This window comes from Haladaptatus sp. T7 (genome assembly GCF_026008575.1).
Taxonomy (GTDB): Archaea; Halobacteriota; Halobacteria; order Halobacteriales; family Haladaptataceae; genus Haladaptatus; species Haladaptatus paucihalophilus.
Genome location: NZ_BROP01000011.1, coordinates 1 through 17,287, shown reverse-complemented (window position 1 = coordinate 17,287; position 17,287 = coordinate 1). Strand labels below are relative to the sequence as shown.

The 17,287-nt window shown below is 55.5% G+C and carries 22 protein-coding genes; 17 read left to right on the top strand and 5 right to left on the bottom strand.

Annotated features, from left to right (window positions below):
- Window positions 1-4 precede the first annotated feature (4 nt).
- A complete protein-coding gene (locus tag OPC11_RS21130) occupies window positions 5-730 on the bottom strand; it encodes a 3'-5' exonuclease (protein WP_264783296.1) in 726 nt (241 codons plus the stop codon).
- A gap of 109 nt (window positions 731-839) precedes the next feature.
- On the opposite strand from OPC11_RS21130, the gene OPC11_RS21125 reads away from it, so the two are divergent.
- Window positions 840-1,601, top strand: a complete 762-nt coding sequence (locus tag OPC11_RS21125) for a hypothetical protein (protein ID WP_264783295.1) — start codon at window positions 840-842, stop codon at window positions 1,599-1,601.
- Window positions 1,602-1,604: 3 nt separating this feature from the next.
- Here the strand turns inward: OPC11_RS21125 and OPC11_RS21120 are convergent, their stop codons facing one another.
- On the bottom strand, window positions 1,605-2,186 hold the full coding sequence (locus OPC11_RS21120) for a hypothetical protein (protein ID WP_264783294.1): 582 nt from the start codon (window positions 2,184-2,186) through the stop codon (window positions 1,605-1,607).
- Window positions 2,187-2,302: 116 nt separating this feature from the next.
- Here OPC11_RS21120 and OPC11_RS21115 point away from each other — a divergent pair, with 116 nt between their 5' ends.
- The 3 genes from OPC11_RS21115 (at window position 2,303) to OPC11_RS21105 (ending at window position 4,538) form a co-directional block, all read left to right on the top strand.
- Complete coding sequence (locus tag OPC11_RS21115) at window positions 2,303-3,229, top strand: transcription initiation factor IIB family protein (RefSeq protein ID WP_264783348.1); 927 nt, start codon at window positions 2,303-2,305, stop codon at window positions 3,227-3,229.
- A 76-nt stretch (window positions 3,230-3,305) separates the two neighbouring features.
- Window positions 3,306-4,208 carry a hypothetical protein gene (locus OPC11_RS21110; protein ID WP_264783293.1) on the top strand — a complete coding sequence of 301 codons (903 nt, stop codon included), beginning with the start codon at window positions 3,306-3,308 and terminating at the stop codon, window positions 4,206-4,208.
- A 141-nt stretch (window positions 4,209-4,349) separates the two neighbouring features.
- Window positions 4,350-4,538 (top strand): hypothetical protein, encoded by a 189-nt coding sequence (locus tag OPC11_RS21105; protein WP_082677698.1) that lies wholly within the window; start codon window positions 4,350-4,352, stop codon window positions 4,536-4,538.
- Between the two features lie 181 nt (window positions 4,539-4,719).
- Here the strand turns inward: OPC11_RS21105 and OPC11_RS21100 are convergent, their stop codons facing one another.
- Window positions 4,720-4,938 carry a hypothetical protein gene (locus OPC11_RS21100; RefSeq protein WP_264783292.1) on the bottom strand — a complete coding sequence of 73 codons (219 nt, stop codon included), beginning with the start codon at window positions 4,936-4,938 and terminating at the stop codon, window positions 4,720-4,722.
- Between OPC11_RS21100 and OPC11_RS21095 the strand changes: the two genes are divergently transcribed.
- The 9 genes from OPC11_RS21095 to OPC11_RS22115 all read left to right on the top strand — a co-directional run bounded on the left by OPC11_RS21095 (window position 4,912) and on the right by OPC11_RS22115 (window position 9,628).
- Window positions 4,912-5,898, top strand: coding sequence for a PQQ-binding-like beta-propeller repeat protein (locus OPC11_RS21095; RefSeq protein ID WP_306421042.1), 987 nt, complete (start codon window positions 4,912-4,914; stop codon window positions 5,896-5,898). The two genes, OPC11_RS21100 and OPC11_RS21095, sit on opposite strands and share 27 nt — an antisense overlap.
- 343 nt (window positions 5,899-6,241) lie before the next feature.
- Entirely contained in the window at window positions 6,242-6,622 is a 381-nt protein-coding gene (locus OPC11_RS21090; RefSeq protein WP_264783290.1) for a hypothetical protein, read from the top strand.
- Window positions 6,623-6,704: 82 nt separating this feature from the next.
- On the top strand, window positions 6,705-7,145 hold the full coding sequence (locus OPC11_RS21085) for a hypothetical protein (RefSeq protein ID WP_264783289.1): 441 nt from the start codon (window positions 6,705-6,707) through the stop codon (window positions 7,143-7,145).
- A gap of 104 nt (window positions 7,146-7,249) precedes the next feature.
- A complete protein-coding gene (locus OPC11_RS21080; protein WP_264783288.1) occupies window positions 7,250-7,741 on the top strand; it encodes a hypothetical protein in 492 nt (163 codons plus the stop codon).
- 3 nt (window positions 7,742-7,744) lie between these two features.
- Window positions 7,745-8,110 (top strand): hypothetical protein, encoded by a 366-nt coding sequence (locus OPC11_RS21075; RefSeq protein ID WP_264783287.1) that lies wholly within the window; start codon window positions 7,745-7,747, stop codon window positions 8,108-8,110.
- A gap of 75 nt (window positions 8,111-8,185) precedes the next feature.
- Complete coding sequence (locus OPC11_RS21070; RefSeq protein ID WP_264783286.1) at window positions 8,186-8,581, top strand: hypothetical protein; 396 nt, start codon at window positions 8,186-8,188, stop codon at window positions 8,579-8,581.
- 78 nt (window positions 8,582-8,659) lie between these two features.
- Window positions 8,660-9,064, top strand: coding sequence for a DUF6166 domain-containing protein (locus OPC11_RS21065; protein ID WP_264783285.1), 405 nt, complete (start codon window positions 8,660-8,662; stop codon window positions 9,062-9,064).
- Window positions 9,065-9,081: 17 nt separating this feature from the next.
- Window positions 9,082-9,360 (top strand): hypothetical protein, encoded by a 279-nt coding sequence (locus OPC11_RS21060; RefSeq protein WP_264783284.1) that lies wholly within the window; start codon window positions 9,082-9,084, stop codon window positions 9,358-9,360.
- Between the two features lie 49 nt (window positions 9,361-9,409).
- On the top strand, window positions 9,410-9,628 hold the full coding sequence (locus tag OPC11_RS22115; RefSeq protein WP_264783283.1) for a hypothetical protein: 219 nt from the start codon (window positions 9,410-9,412) through the stop codon (window positions 9,626-9,628).
- Window positions 9,629-9,724: 96 nt separating this feature from the next.
- On the opposite strand, the gene OPC11_RS21050 is transcribed toward OPC11_RS22115, so the two are convergent.
- Window positions 9,725-10,114, bottom strand: a complete 390-nt coding sequence (locus OPC11_RS21050) for a hypothetical protein (protein WP_264783282.1) — start codon at window positions 10,112-10,114, stop codon at window positions 9,725-9,727.
- Between the two features lie 171 nt (window positions 10,115-10,285).
- Between OPC11_RS21050 and OPC11_RS21045 the strand changes: the two genes are divergently transcribed.
- Genes OPC11_RS21045 through OPC11_RS21035 form a run of 3 tightly spaced genes read left to right on the top strand, consistent with a single transcriptional unit; the run spans window position 10,286 to window position 11,555 of the window.
- Complete coding sequence (locus OPC11_RS21045; RefSeq protein ID WP_264783281.1) at window positions 10,286-10,735, top strand: hypothetical protein; 450 nt, start codon at window positions 10,286-10,288, stop codon at window positions 10,733-10,735.
- Window positions 10,735-10,893, top strand: a complete 159-nt coding sequence (locus OPC11_RS21040; RefSeq protein ID WP_264783279.1) for a hypothetical protein — start codon at window positions 10,735-10,737, stop codon at window positions 10,891-10,893. Before OPC11_RS21045 ends, OPC11_RS21040 begins: the two co-directional genes overlap by 1 nt.
- Window positions 10,890-11,555 (top strand): hypothetical protein, encoded by a 666-nt coding sequence (locus OPC11_RS21035; protein WP_264783278.1) that lies wholly within the window; start codon window positions 10,890-10,892, stop codon window positions 11,553-11,555. Before OPC11_RS21040 ends, OPC11_RS21035 begins: the two co-directional genes overlap by 4 nt.
- Before the next feature lie 67 nt (window positions 11,556-11,622).
- Here the strand turns inward: OPC11_RS21035 and OPC11_RS21030 are convergent, their stop codons facing one another.
- Window positions 11,623-16,110: a hypothetical protein gene (locus OPC11_RS21030; protein ID WP_264783277.1), complete on the bottom strand. Its 4,488-nt coding sequence runs from the start codon at window positions 16,108-16,110 to the stop codon at window positions 11,623-11,625.
- Window positions 16,111-16,699: 589 nt separating this feature from the next.
- On the opposite strand from OPC11_RS21030, the gene OPC11_RS21025 reads away from it, so the two are divergent.
- Window positions 16,700-17,287, top strand: a 588-nt coding sequence (locus tag OPC11_RS21025; protein WP_342765963.1) for a DUF6610 family protein, incomplete at its 3' end; no start/stop codon positions are given.

Here is a 17,287-nt window from a genome sequence, read left to right as displayed (position 1 = left end):
GACCTTACTCGCTGAATGGCACCCTGTGCGAGAGTGTGAGGAGATGTTCGATATCGCCCAAGATGTAGTCTGAGACCATCCGTTCTGTCTCTTCAAGATTACATGGACCAATGTCGTCATGATCGTCTGAACGAGCGTGGAGCCATGTTTCCATGATTCCCGGAATGTCGCCACTGTCTACGTAATCGGTGTCTGCATCAGACGGACGGATACTCTCAAGATCTAATTCATGAGCGTAGTCATCGAACATCGTCCGCCGGAGCCCGACCCCCTGATGCTGAATAAGATCGTCGAGTCGAGTCCCATACCCGTATGTCTCGGCTGCGAAGTCACCCAAGTCTACAGATTTAGCACTCCCGATGACAGTCTGGATATCGCCCGCGAGTCCATCACCTGCGGGGCCGTCAGCAGCATACACCGGCCGCTTTTTCAGCATCGGCAGGTCAAAGAAATCGCCAGCGTACGTTACAATTTCGTCCGGTTGGTACGCCCACAGTTCAGCGTTGATGCGTCGTAGCAAATCCAGTTCAGAAGCGAGTCCTGGAGCGCGCCGAGTGAGAATCTGTGTTCGAGGCAAACGGCCGCCCGCTTCCGGGCCGTCATACGCGAATCCGATTGCAGCGAGCTGGAAATCCTCTGGATTCTCCCAATCTGGATCATCATCAGGCGAAAGGTGCGGGCTGATTGTTTCGATATCGAGGGCGAGCCGTCTGGTACTGTCAGATGACATAACGGACAGTCTAAGTCTGAATATTTAAATCGGGGTGAAGCGCATAGGTTCGGCTTGCAGGGTACCCGGTCGTGAATACTTTTGCCGCGTTAGACTAGATGACTTAAGTATGAATCAGGCAGACGTCTCCTGGCCAACAGCCCCCACCGGAATAGCCCCCGTGGGCCGGATTTCCGATCCGGCGTTACGTGACCTCGCCGGATTGCTTCAGGAAGACAGTACGTCGCAGTGGTTCAACATGGTGAAACCACCGGAAAAACCGCATCCTACGGTTACCAAGGGGCTCGACTACGATCACGAAGAAGAGCTAGCCGCCGTCCCGGAAGAGCCAACGGAGAACTATCGGAAGCAGGCTCTCGAGTACGTTGAGGGCATCATCGAAGCTCGGAAAACAGTCCGTCCAGATTCACTCCAGCCAGCCTCTGGGCTTCCAGAAGGAATCAGTCGAACTACCTCTCGTCATTGGGTCTGGTACCATACTACTGAAGACATGCAGGAACGAACAGATGACCGCCCAAAATCACTGGCTCAAACGGTCGACCACGGAAAGTACCTGTTCTTTACACCAGATGAAACGGGCGTCCTCGAGAACATAGTCGTTGAGCAATTTCAGTCTCGACCATTCAGCTCGGCGAAGGTTCCCACTATTCCTAGCCGAAAACCGGATGCAGTCCTCTGCCTATATTACTCGGACGACCGATATCGAGCCGATCTTCGAGAGACGTATCAGAACGAACCAGAAGACGATACTTACGGAGTTGCATCACCCTACGACCCAGAGAAACCCATCATCAAACCTCGAGGATTCAAAACTGACTCCGCAACGCGGCGAAATGAGTACTCTGACGAATTCAAGCAGGCATCAGAGTAAGAGTTATTCGATGAGTTTCTTTCTGGCCTGTCGTACATTCTTTCGCACCGCTTCAGGATGGACATCACGTTGGGATGCCCATTCTTTCGGGGCATTCCCCAGCTCTTCCGTCATCCAATAGTCGAGGATTTCAGGAGGGGTAAGGCCATCTTCCGCCAGCTCTTGGAACCACCAGGACAGGACCAGTCTTGATCGTCGCCAAACCTCGATATCTTGAATCGGTACGACGAGATAGGAGTGGCCCTTCGGAAGTTCGTGAGACTGCCCACTAGAAATGAGAAGGTCTCGACCTCGTGCAGAATGATATTGCTTTGCCGCAGCAGCTTCAGGTCGCTCGACGTTTACTGCACTGATGAGATTTGCCCACTCTGATTCAGGAATTACGAAGACGAAATCACTGGGTGGGTCATGGAACACCAACTCCACAGTTGACGTTTCGTCATGCCATGCTTCTTCTAGGAAATACTCGAGGTTCTGAACTCCAGCAATCCTATGTAGAATATCGTTGAGACGATCCATAGAGACGCTTGAGTTAGCAGCAACCTGCTGTATCGGACCTCGATGGAACAGTTGATTCGATACCATACACAACTTGTAGTTTGAATACACATCAATCTAACCCTGAACACAATATGTAGTTTGTTGTTGGCCCCGATGGGTGGGGCCCTCAGAAGGAGGTGTCCCAGACAGAGGTGAGTTCAATGGCAATCAGAAACATCTACGAGAGCGGTTTCGACGAGGATGTCCGTACGGACTCGAACGCGAACCAATGTCCCGAGTGCGACGGGCGGGTCACTACGAACGCTATCGAAACGACCTGTGAGGACTGTGGCCTGGTCATCGATGAGCAACGAATCGACCATGGCCCTGAATGGAGAGCTCACGATCAAGACCAGCGAAAGCGGACGGGCGCTCCACTGACTGCGGCACGTCACGACCGAGGGCTGTCGACGGAAATCGGTCGGCGAAAAGATGCGAACGGGAACGAACTCTCTGGGCAAAAGCGCCAGCGGCTATCTCGAATGCGGCGGGAACAGAACCGTGGTCGATTCCAGTCGAAAGCCGAGCGAAACCTCGCACACGGGCTGGGCGAAGTTCGAAGAGTCGCAAGTGTCCTCGAACTCTCGGACTCGATTCGTGACCAAGCGTGTCAACTGTTCCGGAGTGCTCAGAATGAAGACTTGCTTCGAGGCCGGTCGATCGAGGCGATAGCTGCAGCAAGCATCTATGGAGCCTGTCGCTGTAACGGCCACACACGGTTACTCGACGACGTCGTCGACACAGCACGCGTCGAACAATCGAGAGTCGCGAATGCGTACAAGACCCTGAATACAGAACTTGGGCTCCCGACTCAGCCAGTTCGCCCGAGTGAGTACATCCCCCGTCTCGCGTCAGAACTCGATGTTCCAGCGTACATCCGACAGCGTGCTCGGAGGTTAGCTGAACAGTCAGAATCGTCAGGAGCCGCGTCGGGTGTCAAACCGTCAGGATTCGCAGCGGCCTGTTTGTACAAAGCAGGTCGCGAAGAGGGACGGTGGTTGACGCAGGCAGAAGTGGCGGAGGTGGCGAGCGTCACTGCAACGACCATCCGGTCGCATCGAGACACGCTGAACGAATTGGCGATCTGAAGACGCTGTCTGCGAGTTCTGTGCCGATTCGAGTTCGGCGTTGGTGGCTGAGATTTAAATACAGAGACGAGGGAAAGTGCTGTCAGACGACTCTATGAATGGACGTCAATCTGATTTTGAGGAACTACGACCACTTGGCGAATCGACCCACGTTCCCGACGACGAGGTTTCTGGACGGGGAAACGCTGGACGAGTAGAGCGAAAGCGAAAGGAAGAGCTCGGATCGTATCCTAATCGAGTGAGATCGACGCGGAGCGAGTGTTCCTCGTGCGGTGCGTCGATTCCTGCGAACCGTACCAAGTGTCGGTTCTGCCTCTCAAACCATCTCGATGGAACCAGCGACGATAGTCGCACCCCAGATACTGAGTGGACACTACTCCACGTCGTCCATCTGCTCGTCGAAGCATCGACGTTCTATGCCGCCGTCGCGAAGGGTGCTGCTGCGGCTAGACTCCTCACGAAGACCGATAGGGATCCAGTAGTTGACGACTGCCAGCTGCTCTACGACCTCGATACAAAGCCCGCCGCACAGCTGACCGACAAGTGGCCCTCGCTCCCCGAAGCAGTTAGAGTTACCTCTGAAAGCGGTGAGCAGCTACTCACAGCCGCTCGTGAGCGGACAGGCCAGATAGAGTCGGCGCAGTCGCCGTGTGAGGGGGCGCACACGTCGTTCCTCTACGATGAGGGAGGGCACGACGTTAGTGAGGAAAGTCGGCTTACAGGCTTACTTGAGAGGGGCGAGAGCGACGTCTGGTTAGTGCCAGCAATTGCACTCCAGCGTTCCGTCGACGACGAGCACTCCGAGTGTCGTCAACCCAACGTTCCCTCAAAAGCACGCCTTGAATGTCGCAAGTGTGGTCGAACGACCGAGCATCAGTTCCAGGAGTTCGAGTCGCTCCCAGCTGACGAGTGGTCTGGCCAGCCAATGTGGGAGTGCCAGGTGTGTCAGTCGCCTCGTCACGGACCAGACCCCGAGTAGGATAATCGATTGAACAACACCTTAACCAACATAGGATGTCTACACGAAGTCTGTTGGTTAAGGCTGGTGCAGAGCTTCAGCGGGAGACATCAGCGTACCTGCTTCGTTTTTCTGCGCCAGAAGTCGGCGGAGGCGTACATCATGGATCCACGAGACACACCAGGATACCGACTGCATCGCGCACTCAGTAACCTCAACAGCATCGACATCGAGCAACTAGACTCTCCCGACCGAGAGCGAATCGTTGAGGCCACGACGCTTCTGGAACAGGTGGGACTACTCACTCGTCCAGGTGCTTCGGAGAAAGCAAACACCAAGGCCGAATCCTGAGGAAAGGCTCGGTCGAACAGCACCGATTTAGCCTCTCTCTCAATCGGTTCTGTTGGAATCCTCTGACTTTGTCGACAGCATTATTTTCTTGGCTACAGCAGTAGTGACAGTGTCCCTCCATACGAGACGCCGACTACTTGCGGCCATCGGGGTCGCCGGTGGCGCCGCCCTCGCCGGCTGCTCAACCGAGCGGTTCGGCGGTGGCTGGCCCCGAACTACTGAGACGACAACCGACCCACTTCCCGGTGAGGAACGCGGCTGGGCGCAGTTCGGACGCACGCCCGGTCATGCGGGGTTCGCCCCCGAGGTCCGGGTCGATGACCCCGACCCGGCCTGGTCGGTCAGCTTCGAGGGTGGCCTGACCTCCCCGGCCGTGGTTGAGGATCGAGTGTTCGTTCACGCCGGGCCGACCCCGGAGTCGGGCGAAGCTGGCACGGTGCTCGCACTCGACGGGGGCGGCGAAGAACGCTGGCGGCGGACGCTGCCGGGTGGAGGCGGCGGGTCATCTGGGTGTCCCCCGGTCGTCCACCGTGGCTCTGTGTACGTCGGCGGCCTAGATGGGGTGTACGCGCTCGACGCCCGCGACGGGAGTCCGCGGTGGAGTCGGGAAACTTCCGGATCGGTGAATGAGGCAGTCCTCGGCCGCGATGGTCGGGTATTCGCCTCTACTGGCGAGACGCTGCTGGCGCTCGACACGCGCGGCCAAGAGGGCTGGACCTACACCACCGGCGACGACCGGTTCTCGACGGCCGTCCCCGCGGCTGGCAGCGGCTACGTCCTCTACACGACACGGGTGCTTGGGAGCGTCGTCGCCATCCAGCCCGGCACTGTTGGGGACCCGCTGACGGAGTGGCGGTACGCACCCGGAGAGACCGACTTCGAGACCCCAACCGTGGTCGATGGCGACGCATACATCCCTGGCGACCGCCTCCACGCGCTGTCGGCCACGACCGGGAAAGTTCGCTGGACGGCCCCCGTACGATCAACAGCCGGCGTCTCGACCGACGGGGACCGGCTCTACCTCCCGACCGATGACGGGGCGCTGGTGGCGCTCGACACCGCGGATGGCACCGAGCGCTGGCGTGTCTCCCTTGCCTCCGAGGAGGGCGTCATCCTCCGAACTCGCCCGCTCGTGACCGAACGGTCTGTCATCGTCACTACTGAGAAGCCGGGAGTTGATGAGCCGGCGAACACGTTCGCCGTCGACCGCCGGAACGGGGAGGTCCGCTGGCGACGCGAACAACCCGGTAACATCGGCTACGACGCGGTCGCAGCGGGCGGACGGCTCTACGTTCCGGTCCTTTGGGACTTCACCCTCGACAGAGAGAGCGGCGGAACACTAGTGGCACTGGCCAACTGAGCCGGGTCTCGCAACAGCGAGTCCGTCAGCATCGCACACGAGCTTTGTCTGGATCGAAACGTCAGGAGAAATGGTGATTCCGACGCGTTCAGGGGATGGACGTGCCACGTTCGCTTCGCTGCTCTTCGACAGCAACGAGGAAAGCAATGAGCTAGAGATCGCTCGCAGTGCTGGAAGGAGTACAATATGTGGAAGGTACAAGTGTGACATTCCCGATACGAGCGCTCTATTCAGCACCGCCTCAACGAACGGTCATCAAAGGTCTATTTCAACAGAGCTTCGCAGTCGGGTTTGTTCCCCCCAAAGGGGTGCGGGGGTAGGAAAGCGCCCTCGAGGACTAACAATGGCAACACTCCAAGCAGCGACGACATCGACCGGCGCGACCGTAACCGATGCACAGGCAGTCCGCCAGCTCTGCGAAGCACATTGCTTCGGGACTCTGAATTGGGAAGTGGACGAAGAAGGAGAGCTCATCATCTGGGGCTACGACGCCTTCGAGATCTACGAAACTCGTGAGGATGGACTTCCGGACTACGAAGGTGGTCTCGTCACTCACGAGTTCCTCCGAAAGCTGGCCAACTATCTCGAACCCGGTGAAAAACTCGACATCCAGACCGCGGGATACACAAAGTGTCGGTTCCCGGTTCTGGCAAAGCGATACGTGGTTCGCGACGGTGAGGTTCTCCACGCGGACCTCAGCACCCTCAATCCGATAGGGGAGTAGCTGAAAATCAGTCTCCCCGCGAGATGTGAAGGCCCTGTTTTTCGAGGGCTGAATGACTGAGCCCTCAGGGCTTCGTGATTCAATGTCTGAGCAATCATCGAACGATCCGTTTGAGGATTGTGAGCTGAGCCCCGACGCGATCCTCGGCACTCACACCTTCGAAGACGTACTGTTCACAGACCAGACAGACACACCCGTGAATGTGTTGACCGGTGAGACGCCAGCACATTCGCAAGCAAGCGTCGACGAAGCTCGAGCCTTCGCCGCCGGAATCGACAGTGACACGCCGCACATCGCACTCCCGGCATCAGTCGAAGCGCAAATCGAAACAGCAAGCAAACCGTACACAGCTGCTGCCTTCTTCCACTTCAAGGCGACCGGGTCGCTCAAGCGACATCGCGCGTACCACGCCGCCTACAACTCGGATATATTCTCAGTTGAGTTCGAGACCGACTACGAGAGCGGAGACCTGACGATCACCGTCGAGGAGGAGGGCTGCCAGTCGGAGATCGAGAACGTCTAGCCAGCATCGTCAGTACTATTTTTTGAGCGCCGGCGATGGGTGCCGGCGCATCACGTAGCGAGGCAGTGTGCAGTCGCGTGCGTCGGCAGACGAAGGTGAAACCGATGCATATGGTCATTTACACTCTGGTAGAGGCATCGACGCGAGACGACGCAGTGGCCACCGGCAAAGCAGTGTTCGACCGACTGGTGGGCGCAGACCCGCATTCCCCCGCCGTGTTCGACTACTACGTGACCTTCGACGAGGAGGACACGACGGTTGCGGGCAAGGCTCGATGGGGTGAGTTACCGACCGCAGCCCCCGTCGACTCAAACGATGGGCAGGACCTACTCGACCAAGGGTGGGAAGCGACGAAAGAAGAGTTCGAGCGTAATCTCGAACGGGTGAAGGAAGCCATCGACGAACTCTCTGACGAGGAGATCATGCGCGATGAGGACCTCGCTCGGCACGCGTTCCATCAAGTCGGCGCGTACGACGGTCCGTCGGTGTTCCTGTACGACCAGCACGCGACCGGCATCCGGCATCGCGAACAACTGGATCGAATCCTCGAAGAGAGTGAAGACCTCTGGATCGTCCCCGCCGACGTCCACTTCTAACCGATGCCCCGAATCACCAGCTGGACACGAGAATGTCGCACACCGTCGCTCGCGTATCGAAACACCGAGACTGAAGCCCGAGCTGTTCTCCATCGTGCACCCGTATCGTACCGGTACAAGTGGCGTGGCGCAATCCTCGCCGACGGCTACCCGGTCTGGTCGCGTGGCTTCGAGACGAAGCAAGCGACAGTCTTTCGGGACGCTCTCCGAGACAGACCACTCCCCGAGTTGAGCTGCCCTGAGTGCCCGAACGACGATGTTCTCGTCGGTGAGAAGGCAGCTGACGGGGCGAAGGTACAGCGGTGGTTCGACTGTCCCGATTGTGGCTACGAAGCTCGCTCGAAGGTAGTCTACGGCGCTGAACGCTAAGGTCACAAGACGCCCAGCGGTAGCGTTTTTCTGGGGCAGGAGGGGTGGCCCGATTCACACGGGCCAGATCTACAGATGAGTCTGGACGTCATCAACCGTCACAGCGAAGCACTGTTCGAGTTCCTCTGGTGTCCCGTCTGCGGGCACGAGGTGTTCAGCTACATCCCCTTCGAGGGCGTGTTCTGCAAGGACTGTAACACTCAGGTGGAACTCCAAGAGTCGCAAGAGGACCGTGGCTACGAGGAAGCTGTCCTTGCCTGCTTCGATACCGACACGACCTGGAATCTCCACGTCGACGAAAAACTTCGACGCGACCTTCCTGGTGGTTCGGCGAGGGTAAAGATTCTCGGCGCACCGGGTGCCTACGAGATCGACTGGTGGAGTCCCGAACCCAACGAGGACTGGGACCCGGTCGAGCGCGGTGAATTCAACGACATGGAAGAACCTGCTGAGGTGTCTCACTTGGCCTAAGGAGAGGCGTTCGTTGGGGAGTTTTTCACCCCCTGAGGGGTGCGGGGGTGTTCGAACGAGCACCCCGCGAACAGAACTATGAGTTGGACAAGTGATTCACAGCCATCCGGAGCGTCACACACTTCGGGTGAGACCGACGTCGTCTACGTCGGCTACCGACAGCGAGGCCGCGCAATCGTCGAAAAGTATCCTGGCCGCGAACCACTGACCCCAGATCGGAGTCTCAAGCTGGCAGACCACAGTCCCTCGGGCTTCGAATGGGGGTACAGGGGGAGTGGCCCAGCGCAGCTGGCGCTCGCCCTCCTGCTCGATTACACCGACGACGAGGACGTCGCACTGGCGGAGTACATGGCGTTCAAGGACGAAGTAGTGAGCCGATTGGAGTGTAGTGGTCCCAAACAGCGCTGGCGACTCACAGGACACGAGATAGATTCGGCCCTTCGTGAGACAGTCGATGAGCCAGTCGCACCGTCCGTCAACTAACAGTCAGAGAGCAATCCATGCCAGAACCCACCCAGCAGTCCCGTACGAACGCAGAATCGACCGAGAACAGCGAGCGAAAGACACCAACTGAGTACGTCGAGCGAAGCGATGTCGGGGTCTCCCTCACCGTGAAGCTGACTCGCGGTACTGGGACTCGCGATCAGGACAAGATCACTGCCAAAGTGAAAGCGAAAACGCTCGAAGAGGCCCGCGAGGACATGGAGACGCTTCGGGGGTACATCCACGACCTCGCCGAAGGCGCCCGCCAGATCCAACCGGGGGAAGACGACGAGTAGCGGGCAGGTGCGGTCTATTTCGCCTCTGTAGGAGCGGAGGCGATCATCAGTGAGCAACTCAGAAGAGCAAGAACGAAATTCGGACGGACTGTCGCCAGCACAGCGACTCGAACCGCCAAACTCGCGACTCATCAACGCGGGGATCGTAACGATTCACGATATGGAGACACTGCGAGCGTGTGTCGCCTACGAGAACGCAAATCAACAGCGTGTTCGGATACTTCGCCAGCTCAAACAGCAGGCCGACGATATCCGCTCAACAGACTGAATCACTGCTCGTGGAGGCTGTTTTGGCTCCGTTAAAACCCTATTTGCTGGACATTTTCCCACTAGAGCAGCGGTTAGATAGGTGGCGAATCTACACCTATGCCTGCGGAGAAGGAGCCAGAGATAGCCCCACATATCGGCTCCGCTTGTAGAGGTAGTGTAGACCGATAATCACGCCGACAACAGGCGCGAAGAACATCAACGAATACCACATCGATGGTTTCCAATCGGAAGATTCTGCGACGTAGATTATGTCAAAGTACAGTCCCACGATGGCAAGTGCGAGAGTAATGAAGAAGCTCACAGAGAGGAACCGTGCCACCCAGACATACGCACTCGAAGAAGGGTAGTCCGAGGGTTCCAGTATCACTATAGCAAGCAACTGGAGTCCAAGTATCAGATACGGAACTACCAGAGTAACCCACCACTTGTCTTTGATTGATTCTCTGGTACGGAGGGCAGACAATTTGCGGTACAGGCGGGACATCTACGCGGTTCTACGAGTCGATTGAGTATGATATTTCCGACGATAGACAACGAACCTAATGTTCAGAGTGTCTTGTCGATGTTGTGAGTAATTCTCTGAGGATTTCAACAGAGCCGCTGTTTTTCACCCCCGGTAGGGGTGCGGGGGTATTCGACGACCCGCGTTCGACACATGAAGACGAATTCTACGGACGATCCCAGGACCGTTGCCTCCCAGCACTACATCCAGTTCCGCGATGACGTGGTGAGCCAACTGGAGTGCAGTGGACCAGCCAATTGCTGGCATCTCACCGGCGACGACATCGAGGCCGCACTCGCGAGCGTCACCGGGCACGAAGCGCTCACGCCGGATGGTGGAACGCCAACCCCGTCACTTCCAGTAAACTGGAGTGCCGTGAGTCGGTCAGAACGGACAGTCTTCCAGCGGCGAGACATCGACCACTACGTCGTCCTCGGTGAAGGGACCGAGGAGTGGCTGCTCCTGCTCTGTGCGCAGGGCGACCGTGCGTATCCCGCTCCGCTCGACATACGTACCGTTCCGATTGAGGAGGATCCTGCTCCCGCCGTGCGGGAACTCGTTGCCGAGAGCAACGACCTCGTCGAGCCGGAGGAGGATGCGTGATGGAGACCCTTCGCTTCTCCCGGGCCACTTACCAGTTCATCGAACGCGGCGTTGAGGCACTGGAGCGTATCGGCCACGAACTCGAGCGGTACAACGACAAGCAGGAACGTCAGAGAACCGAGAGCACAGACGTCTCGGCGGGGCGTGACGATTCATGACCAGCGTCCACCACGATGATGCGACTGGCCAGACTGGGTTTCAGTTCACGCGGGCGTCGGGTGGGTGCGACTGTCCGATCCATCACGACGGCGAACCGGTCACGGCGCCGCTTGGACTACGATTCGCCGAGCGAGTCCAAATCGAGACGATTCCCCGGCACGTCGCTGGCGCAATCTACGAGGCCCATCACTCCTACATGGACAGCGTCCCACTCACGAACCTGGTTCATCACGGTCTGAGCTACCAAGGACAGCTCATGGGCGCGATTACGTGGCGACACCCGCTCATCCGGTCATTGAATCACGATGAAACCCGGTACGAAGGCGACGAGATCGTCGAGGCAGCTCGAATCTGTATCGGTGTCGACTTCCCAAACCTCGCATCGGCAGCGCTTGCACGGTCGATGGATCAGTTCATTCGGCGTGAAGCACGTCGACGCGGGATTCGACTCCTCCTGACGTTCGTTCGCGCCGATTTCGAGGGATCGATGGTGAAAGCACTCCGGGCTAAGGGCTGGCGCTGTACGGGAAAGACGGGGACAGGCCAAGCAGGGAATCGACCGGACAAGCAGATTCGTGAGACGCCGAAATGGCGATTCGTGTGTGAGGTGCCCGCCGGTCACGACCGGAGGCAGACGACAGTTGAGCAGTGGTCAGCATGACTCAGAAAGCGACTCTCGATCACTTCGCGACAAGCACGTCCAGTGAATCTTAATCCGAGAAGTAGAGTTACTCTATGCTGTACTCCTCGACCAAACTCAAATACTCCGAGTCCACTTCAGCAATCGTTTCAGCAGCTTCAAGCGCGACGTCTCGAGGAGCGCTACCGGCTTCAAGTGCAGTTTCCAAGATGATCCTCGCATCGCTATCGAAATCACGATAGCTCGGCCAATGCGGTTGATTCAATAGCTGATTGTAAATTCTGATACAGGTGAGAGGGTCATCACTAACCGCACCTGCCAAGTAAGTTTCCAGTGTATTCCAGCACCGTCGTTCCGCAGAAATGTGCGAAATCGTGCTCTGTAGCAGCGACTCAATCTCTGCTGGATCGGTTTCTCCACCAACGAGGTCTAACCATTCTACGAACCACTGGAACTCACGAGTGTGTGACTCATCGCCTTCTTCGGCATCATCTAAACGCCGTTCCCACAGCTCTTGCACCTTCGGCCAGTGCTCCCTAAACTCCTCGTTGTCCGCGCCCCACCGCCATAGCTGCCAAGAAGCACTACCTGCTTTCTCTGTGGATACATGACTGTAGAAGTGGGTAAGTAGGCTTCCTTCGTCACCAAGCGGTTCCTCTGCAAGCAAGTACGAACAAAGAGCGTGAGCAACGAACCCGTTACCCGCGTTGTGCCCATCGAATCTCCCTTCTTCGGCGTGGAGATCAATGGCGTGGAAGTAATATTCTCGCAACCATTCGTATATGTCTGAATACCACCTATTCACAGCGAGGTAGGCTGCCCAAGCAGAACTGAATCGTTCCCGGGGTTCAACTCCCTCCCCCAGCGGGAATATCAATTCTAAGTGGTCCTGAGCAAAATTATGGTCTAGCCAACGCAGAGTCACGATACGCTGACCAAACACCGAATGCACTGCAGAACTCGGATCCTCAATCCGGGTACGGAGTACCGCTTTCACATCCTCCTCCAAGCCAGACTCCTGCTCCTCTTCCGATCCCTCAAACCCGTCCTGCTTGGCCCACTCAGCTGCATATGTAATAAGCGCATTCAACGCGACAGGTCGAACCGCATTGATCGCTGTGTGTAGCGGATCATCATGCGGAAGAAAATCAACCTCCCTACCGGCTTCAAGCCCTGGATCAGGGTCGTTGGAAAGCGATATGAGAATACCCCTCACCGCCGTTCGATGATTCTCCAACAAGCCTGACTCCGAGTCAGTCAAACCGTCCTTCAGAAGACGACAAGTCTTTTTGCGAGTTTCACTCCCCCAGTCGTCAAATCGAGTCGCTGCCTCTTCGCAGACCTCAATAACAGGAGACCAGTCGAAGTATTGTTCATCGCCTAGTGCCCCACTTAGGCCCTGGAAAGCGTGGTAGATGTATACCGAGTCAGCATCAACCAACCTGCTCAGGTGAGGTGCAAAATCATTCGGTGCATCTTCAACAAGCGTTTTCAAATCTTCTGCCAGTCCTCGCTGCGAGACCTCTGTTAAGAAATCATGCTCATCATCCTCATCCTCGGGATTCCAACTAGCACATAATGCAAGAATTTCCTCAGGAGGGAGTTCCCGCAACTCCTCGATCTCCATAGGTCCAACAAACGAAACAGCTCCTCCTTGTGTAGATATCACTGTTTCCGGATGATCGGGCTCCCCGTACTGATCCACTAACTGATCCAACTGATCCGAATATGACCCCGGCAGCTGATCACGGAGCATCCAGAACCGCCTTAGCTTCCACAAATCAACTTTCTCATCAACGATTTGTTCTGTCGATCGATCTTGGAAGCGCTCGCTATTATCTTGTACTAGTTCCCAAATTTCGTCCCGATCCGGCCCATTGTCGATGATCTCACAAATTTCTCGCCGACCCACATCATCTAACACCTCAAACCCGTCGCGCAACAACGTGAAGAACTCATATTGGATCTCAATAGAATCGAAATTCGCATTATCATATAATTCGTCCTTCACAAGGTCGGGGTATGCATCAGCATATAGCCGTAGTAGGTATAGACCAAGTCGGCGGAGGATTAAAATATTCCCCAAATACCGCATGAGCAAATCCCGACGGTTGTTCGCGGTTGTATCCTCAGCAACCCAATCCCGCAAAACCGTCCGAAGAGAATCCAGTAGTACCTCCTTGAGATGCGTGTTTGGCAGATCCGAACCATCAATAGAGAGAGGCCAACCCAGCTCGGAAACTTCCACATCACTCTCACCAGCCTCCAACTCAAGGGCACTTATTAGATTTTCTTCCAAGATAGAGACAAACTGCTCATAGCACTCTTCAGGAAGCGCTCCGTGCGTGTTTTCTATCGCACTCTCAATCGTGTATGTGTCAGCCAGTCCTGTGGCTTCGGTCTGATATTTCCGTTCAAACGTGTCGCCGCTCTCCAGTTCATGTTCAATCGTCTCCGGTTCAGGGGGCTGTGGCTCAATAAGCGAGTCAAGAAGCACCAACGCAGCCTCTGGAACATCCTTCTCCAACAGCGTCTCAATCAAATTGGAATAGTGGACATTATACGGTCCCATCCCGACGTGCGCATCCGGAAGCCATTCCTGGAATCGGTCAAGGTTCGCTGAGATGTATTCGGCGGGTAGACGTTCTGAAATTCGGATGAAATAGGCTCGTGTTCCCTCATCTTCAGTCGTTGTTGAATTCACGATATCTTCTACCAACTCGGGGACGTCTCTAGCCACGCGCTCTAAGTATCCGAGAAGTGGACCATCGGGCTCATCATATCGTCCTTGTCGATGCAGAACCGCTACCCACCCAGGATTTGAAAGGTTATTATAAAAGTATCTGCAAAGTTCATTCCGTTGACTAATGTTGTCAAGAGTGAGTTCTAGAAGATCATCATCAATATCGTCCGGGTTCCACGTTCTAATTTCGTCAACCAGGTTCGAGGCTGTATAGTATCCAAGTACATCTTCTTTCAAGCACTCATCAACGAATTCCATGGTGGCATCAACATTTTCAGTTAATAGGATTCGAAGCATCCATCGGAACACGCCAGCAGCGACTCGTTGGTCTAGTTCCTCGAGAACCGGATACGGCGTGGACCAGCCGAGGCGATTTACAGCGTTCCAAGCGTAAAAATAATCCTGTAGCTCGTCGTGACGGAAACTGTATCGTTCGCCAATCTCATGGTTAATAACATTTCTACTAATCAGGCGGGTATCCGCCCACGTCTGTCGAAGACTGATTGGAAACACGCGTGAACCATCCCGGAGACCTCGTTGTGCGAGCTCTACGGCACGAGCACGGACATCATATCCGCTGTCTCTATCCCACTCACCACCCCGCCGTTCTCGTTCTACAAGGGTCTCTTGATATCGGTCCCACAGTTCTATCTGACTCTTGATCTCCTCGAAGTTGATATCAGAACTCGCGACTTGCTCCGCTAACTCAGCGATAATAGACAAGTTTAACAGATTCTCCCCTAACGACACAAGCTCATCGCTGTGCTCAGAGATCCCTAATCGCCTGAGTACCTCTCGAACTGCAGTTTCCGGCAGCTCAGACACCTCGACGATTTCAAAAGACTCGGATTCAGTGAGGACCTCGTACTCCCGTCTGTTCTTAAGATCCCACTCCCGGCTCGCACAGAGAATGCTGACACCCTCAGCTCCCTCAACAGAGCTAATGAAATTCGAGAACACCCCTCCAGCCGGAGTACCACCAATATTGTCTAATTGGTCAACTACGACTAGACATCCTTCCTGACGGCCGAGGCGTGTAACCGCGTCTGAGATAGACCCGTTGAAATCAAATGCTTGCCGCAACTCGTTTGCACTCGTGACCTCTGAGAAATGACGTGCATCGATGAACAGCACATATTCATTTTCCCAACGTTCGACAACTTGACCTAGAATTCCAGTTTTGCCGACCCCAGCATTCCCTGTAGCAAGAACACCTCGTTCGTCTGTGAGATGGCTAATTATTTCGTTGGTTTCAGTTCGGTCGATATTGTAACCAGAGTGAGGAAGACTGGTTTTTACACGAGAGAGAGTATCATTAGTGACCTCAGAAAATTTCTCGACAATATCGCCATAATAATCTCCGTTGGGCGGTGGGACCTGCAGAACCTCATCTACAAGTTTTTCATACTGAGGTTTCGTGGCGATATCGGCAAACCAAGTCCGGTCATAGATGATTAAATCCCATCCATACTCCTCCTCGACGTGTTCTTCCCACGATGTCCGTTGCCTATTACTGACTTCTCCGGATGTTACGAAAGCGATGGTATCTAACTCAAAATCATTGTCTCTGCACTTGTCACAGTCACTTGTGAGCTTTGAACGTGTAGTTGTCTTTGAAATTGCAAACGAGATACGAGATGGTTCGTCCTCAATTCCTGGAAGTTCAGTAATTGGAAGTTCTTCAGTTCTGGCATCTTGTCCCAAGTCGTCTTGTTCAGGAAGAGGATTCAGTGCCGGATAGAGTTCTCGTTGAAGAAGACGACGAGCAAATTTTTGAAATGAAAACCCATCTAATCCATCAATTGCAGAGAGAACGTCTTCTTCACGGCTCATACAAACACGTTAGAAGATCCATATGTAAAAACATGAGTTATTTACTAATACCTACTGAGAGAAAAGTCGCCTATTTCAACCACATATATTCACATCCCATAATCTAGTTGGGAAAATGCCAATCTACTGAATCCATCCCTCATTTTCAGCACACCCTCTCTCTCGCCTGAGAAGGTTCAATAGTGCCAGAACTTCATCTGTGAAAGATAATTGGTTACAGCTACGTCTGTCGGGCAGAAGCACCAGACCCAGTCCGGTCGACGGTGACAGCGATGTTCGTCACGGAACGCTGGCCCCGGACAACCTACGAGTGTGAGTCATGTGAAGCCCGATCCGACACGGCACGAGATCACGCACTCCACTGCTGGGAGGCCCCTCCCTGAGTACCGAATCCGGAGCAAGTACGCAGACGACGATCTCCCAAAGGGTAATCGGTGGAGAACAGCCAGACTTCGACTTCGTTCAGGTTGTTAACCAACAGACACCCAGTTCCTACCACTTCTGTTGGTTAACGGCTTCCAGTAACCCAGTTTTATCTTCCCCCGAAGGGGTGCGGGGCGGCCAGGAGTGGCCGTTCCAGGCCCCATTCATGTCGCTCGAAATCAGTCCCAGCAGCAGCACCGCACGCGAGATTGACGCTGCGAAGCAAACCGAGTACGTGGCGTTCCTCCATCGGGCTCCGTTCGCTCTCGACGCTTTCACACTCGGCTTCCTGCCCGGGTATCGTGAAGACTGTAGTTATCAGCAATCCCAATTTCAGGGGTTAGAGATTCCCGTCGGGATGCTCGATAACGACTTTCGAAATCCCGACCTGACTCGATACGTCGACCGGTTTTTCGAACACGAGCCGCGAGTCGGCGTCATTGGTGACGCGTACGAACCCGACGATGTCGATGACTACGTCGCTGCCACTCGCGAAATCCAAGCGAGCTACCCCGACGCAGAGCTCGTCATCGTGCCCAAGTGCAGGGAGGTGATCGAGATGATCCCTGTCGACATCGTACTCGGTTACTCCAGCGGCTACGCTGATCGGCTGGCCCACGAATTCTCCGAACCGACCGACTGGCGTGGCCGACGCGTCCACATCCTAGGTGGCAGCCCACCGAAGCAGCTTGACGTCATTCAGCAGTTGACTCGACCAACGCTCACGAATGACCCACCCGCAGATATCGTCGGT

Excerpts from the sequence above, each read along its gene's own strand:
- OPC11_RS21130 (WP_264783296.1), bottom strand. The coding sequence starts at position 730 with ATGTCATCTGACAGTACCAGACGGCTCGCCCTCGATATCGAAACAATC.
- OPC11_RS21125 (WP_264783295.1), top strand. The coding sequence starts at position 840 with ATGAATCAGGCAGACGTCTCCTGGCCAACAGCCCCCACCGGAATAGCC.
- OPC11_RS21120 (WP_264783294.1), bottom strand. The coding sequence starts at position 2,186 with ATGGTATCGAATCAACTGTTCCATCGAGGTCCGATACAGCAGGTTGCT.
- OPC11_RS21115 (WP_264783348.1), top strand. The coding sequence starts at position 2,303 with ATGGCAATCAGAAACATCTACGAGAGCGGTTTCGACGAGGATGTCCGT.
- OPC11_RS21105 (WP_082677698.1), top strand. The coding sequence starts at position 4,350 with ATGGATCCACGAGACACACCAGGATACCGACTGCATCGCGCACTCAGT.
- OPC11_RS21090 (WP_264783290.1), top strand. The coding sequence starts at position 6,242 with ATGGCAACACTCCAAGCAGCGACGACATCGACCGGCGCGACCGTAACC.
- OPC11_RS21085 (WP_264783289.1), top strand. The coding sequence starts at position 6,705 with ATGTCTGAGCAATCATCGAACGATCCGTTTGAGGATTGTGAGCTGAGC.
- OPC11_RS21080 (WP_264783288.1), top strand. The coding sequence starts at position 7,250 with ATGCATATGGTCATTTACACTCTGGTAGAGGCATCGACGCGAGACGAC.
- OPC11_RS21075 (WP_264783287.1), top strand. The coding sequence starts at position 7,745 with ATGCCCCGAATCACCAGCTGGACACGAGAATGTCGCACACCGTCGCTC.
- OPC11_RS21070 (WP_264783286.1), top strand. The coding sequence starts at position 8,186 with ATGAGTCTGGACGTCATCAACCGTCACAGCGAAGCACTGTTCGAGTTC.
- OPC11_RS21065 (WP_264783285.1), top strand. The coding sequence starts at position 8,660 with ATGAGTTGGACAAGTGATTCACAGCCATCCGGAGCGTCACACACTTCG.
- OPC11_RS21060 (WP_264783284.1), top strand. The coding sequence starts at position 9,082 with ATGCCAGAACCCACCCAGCAGTCCCGTACGAACGCAGAATCGACCGAG.
- OPC11_RS21050 (WP_264783282.1), bottom strand. The coding sequence starts at position 10,114 with ATGTCCCGCCTGTACCGCAAATTGTCTGCCCTCCGTACCAGAGAATCA.
- OPC11_RS21045 (WP_264783281.1), top strand. The coding sequence starts at position 10,286 with ATGAAGACGAATTCTACGGACGATCCCAGGACCGTTGCCTCCCAGCAC.
- OPC11_RS21040 (WP_264783279.1), top strand. The coding sequence starts at position 10,735 with ATGGAGACCCTTCGCTTCTCCCGGGCCACTTACCAGTTCATCGAACGC.
- OPC11_RS21035 (WP_264783278.1), top strand. The coding sequence starts at position 10,890 with ATGACCAGCGTCCACCACGATGATGCGACTGGCCAGACTGGGTTTCAG.
- OPC11_RS21030 (WP_264783277.1), bottom strand. The coding sequence starts at position 16,110 with ATGAGCCGTGAAGAAGACGTTCTCTCTGCAATTGATGGATTAGATGGG.